The following is a 3,956-nucleotide window of genomic DNA, read 5'->3' on the forward strand; positions in this document are numbered from 1 at the left end:
TACTTTAGATTTCAGTTACGTATTGCTATAATTTTGAATAATAGCCGATAATTTAAGTAATTTTTGGGCTTTTGTTCTTGAGTCATGCTGTTATAAGGTTTTTGGATAGTATTTTTTAAGGGGTTTTTTTCGGTTTGCAAGACAATAACTTTATTTGCTTTTCCTTGAAAAATTTTTAATTTAAAATCAAGGATAAAACATTTTGATAGATCAGTTTTATTGGTATAGCCATAAACTTCATCAAAGCCTTTTAATAAACTTAATTCCTACTCCAAAAGTATTAGAAGTATCAGCAGAAACTACATCTTTGCCAATTACTTTAAGGGTATGAGAATAAGCATTTTCAAAAAAATAATTCTGCAAAATCAGCTCCCTTATCTAAAGATAAATTTAGAATTTTTTGAATATCTTCTTTATTTAACATCAAATAATATTCTCCTTTATGTTGTTTTTAAATCTTCTTTTATTTTATCATTTTTTTAAGCTTTTTAAGCATATTATATAAAAGTTTTCCAAATGAATTTATTATTGTTTTGTTAATTTCTTTGTTTTTATCAAAAATATGTTATAATAAAATACACAATTAAAGAGACATATAAAAGCATAAAAAATGTTGAAATAAGTATTTTTAATTCGTTTATTGCATTTCATCATCAAAATATTAACTTAAAAAACTTGATATAATATAAATATTTATTTTTAAAATCATTATAATATTATAAAAAGAAAAGAGCAAGTAAATGTTTAGAATCAAATTTATTATTTTTTAAACCAAAAATTAGATAAACAATGAAGAAAAGCAAATAGGTTTTTTGGAAAACTCAAATTTAGAAATATTTTTAATTTCCTTTTCTTTTTGGTAATTTTGTTATCTTCTGAGGTTTATTTCATTTCATATAGATAGTATTTTAAAACAAAATACCAAATTAGCCCTTAATCAAAAAAAAAATTTTCTTATTATGGTGAAATTATTTTTTGGATATGACACTTTTATCCCTTACATTTGTTTTTTGCTCGTTTTTTGATGGGTGTAGATAGTATGAAAGGAAGAACATTTAGCCAATTCATTTTAAGTAAAATATATTCAAAACCACAAATTGCTCCTAATGGTAAAAATAATCAATCCAAAAATAATACAAATGCCCCCAAAAATAACAAAAATAAATATAAATGTCAACAATAAATAAAACAAAAAACTCATATATATTATAAGGAGTTTTCAATATTCTTTTATATCTTTGAAACAAATAATTATTTAGTAGCAAGAATAGCAAAAGGCTTTTTGAGGTAATTGTACTTTTCCTAATGTTTTCATTTTCTTTTTACCTTTTTTTTTGTTTCTCCTAATAATTTCTTTTTTACGAGTAACATCGCCTCCATAAAGTTTAGCTGTTACATCTTTACGCATAGCTTTGATAGTTTGTCTGGCAATAATTTTTTACCCAAAGCTGCTTGAATAGGAATTTCAAACATTTGTTTAGGAATAAACTCTTTTAAAGCCTCACAAATAGCCTTTCCTCTTTCATAGGCAAAATCATGATGAACAATTAAAGATAGAGCATCAACAATTTCTCCATTTAATAAAATATCCATTTTTTGTAATTTAGAAACACGATATTTATCTATTTCATAATCAAAAGAAGCATAGCCTTTGGTTAATGATTTTAACTATCAAAAATAACTATAAGTAATTTCTGAAAAGGCAGCAAATAATTAATCGTACTCTCTTTGACTATCAATATATTCAATATTTTGAAGGGCTCCTCTTTGTTTTGGGAAATTTCCATTACTTTTTACCAATATAGATTTCAGGACACATAATAGTAGCTTTAATGAAGGGTTTCTTCAATGCGTTCAATCATTTTGAGTGGATGGAAGTTTGGAAGGATTATCAACTAAAAGTTTTTCTTCTCCTTTTATAGAATAAACATGATAATAACAGAAGGAGCAGTAGTAATTACTTTACTCCAACCAAGTGACTAATTTCTTTCTGAATAATTCCATATGCAAAAGTCCCAAAACCCAGTTCTAAAACCAAGTCCCAAAGCATTAGAACTTTCAGGTTCAAAAATTAAGGAAGAATCGTTGAGTTTTAGTTTTTTCCAAAGCTTCTTTAAGGATATCATATTTATTGTTCTGGATAGTGATAAAGTCCACAAAAAACTACTGAATTCATTTGTTTGTATCCCGGTAAAGGTAGCAAAGCTTGATTGGTTTGCGAAGTAATGGTGTCTCCAACTCTTACATGATTAATACTTTTAATAGCAGCAGTAAGATAACCTACATCAATTCGGTGCCAAAAATCTTTTACAATTTGTTTGGGATTATAAACTCCTACTTCAACTACTTCATAAACACTATTACTTGCCATAAAAACGAATTTGATCGCCTTTTTTAACTGTGCCATTGACGATTCTAAATGGAAGGCACAACTCCTTTTATAAGAATCAAAATAAGAATCAAAAAATTAAGGCTTGCAAGGGCTTTTGAATTTCTCCTTGAGGAGGTGATATTCTAGTTACTATTTGTTCCAAAATATCAATGACTCCAAGCCCTGTTTTTCCACTTGCAATTAAGGCTTGTTCAGGGTCAAGTCCCAAAGTTTCTTTAATTTCTTCTTTAACTTTAGAACATCTGCGCTTTAAATCCACTTTATTCAAAACAGGGAATATACAATTGTTATCAACAGCTAAAATAAACGTTGGCAAGAGTTTGGGCTGAAATGCCTTGGGCAGCATCAATAATTAAAAGAGCACCTTCGCAAGCTGCCAAAGAACGCGATACTTCATAACTAAAATCAACGTGTCCCGGTGTGTCAATCAAATGCATAATATAATTTTTGCCATCTTGACTTGTAGTTAATTTCTACAGCATTTAATTTAATAGTAATTCCGCGCTCGCGTTCTAAGTCCATGGAATCCAAAAATTTGCTCCTTCATTATCTTTTTGTCAATTGTGCTCTGTAAATTCTAAAAATACGGTCGGCCAAAGTTGATTTAACAGTGGTCAATGTGGGCGATAATGGAAAAATTACGGATGCGTTTCTTTGCCTTTCTTTTTAATTGTTCTATGTTCATTTTTTGTTTATTTCTTTATATTTTAGGTTGGTTGGTTTTAGTTTGTTTTTGTGGGTTTTAATGTGGTTTGTGCTTGGTAGAATTAATTTTTTATGATTTTTATTGGTTTTTAATTGTGAAATGATATTTTATAGTTATTATTTTTTGGTTATTGGGTTTGATAGTTTGTTAAGGTTGTTTTATTCTTTTTTAAGTTTTTTAAAATAACTATTATAAATCATTGTAAAATTAAATTATTTAATATCTAATTCAAAAGTTATTAAAGTTATAAATTATGTTAAAATCCAATTAAATCACATTTTTATTTTGACAAAAAAAAATTATAAAATAAGAATAAATAAGTAGTATAGCAAGCAAAATTATAATAAATAATTAGCAAAAAAGACCAACTTAAAGTCGATCTTAATTTGTTTTTAATTTGAAAATATGGCAAGTTTTAAATATTTTGAAAAGTATTTGAACTAACTAAATAATTTATTGTTCAGTTTCTTTGGAATTTTTTGAAGGTGAATTGGGGATGAATTTATCTATAAATTCTTCGGTAAGCATTAAGGCATTTTGAGGACTTATAGGTTTGTGCTAAGTGTAGGATGGTATTTTTTATTACCTGGTTTAAACAATGATATTTTTGTAAATGTTAGTCATTCAGGCTTCTCCAAAAAAAAATAACATTTTGGCTTTCATTTTTCATTTGTAAACATCATCTAAAGTGTATTTGTTCCAATCACTAATATCAAACTTATCAAAAGGAGATTCAAAATAAATCCCTACTAAATCTAAAGGAGGAGTTTGATTTCGTCATAATACTATATAAAGCGTCAAAGATTTTGTCCATTAAATGAAGGAAAGTAATACGTAACTGAAATCTGGCTATTATAT

2 protein-coding genes and 1 pseudogene are annotated in these 3,956 nt (G+C 26.8%); 1 reads left to right on the forward strand and 2 read right to left on the reverse strand.

From position 1 onward, the window contains the following. Positions 1-240: 240 nt before the first annotated feature. Entirely contained in the window at positions 241-363 is a 123-nt protein-coding gene (locus tag ACEW7V_RS01670) for a hypothetical protein (protein ID WP_374695674.1), read from the reverse strand. Between the two features lie 661 nt (positions 364-1,024). Here ACEW7V_RS01670 and ACEW7V_RS01675 point away from each other — a divergent pair. Beyond that, positions 1,025-1,183, forward strand: coding sequence for a hypothetical protein (locus ACEW7V_RS01675; protein WP_374695675.1), 159 nt, complete (start codon positions 1,025-1,027; stop codon positions 1,181-1,183). A gap of 68 nt (positions 1,184-1,251) precedes the next feature. Here the strand turns inward: ACEW7V_RS01675 and lepA are convergent. Beyond that, positions 1,252-3,077: pseudogene (gene lepA / locus ACEW7V_RS01680) on the reverse strand (translation elongation factor 4). Positions 3,078-3,956: the final 879 nt, after the last annotated feature.

It is taken from the genome of Areca yellow leaf disease phytoplasma (assembly GCF_041920595.1).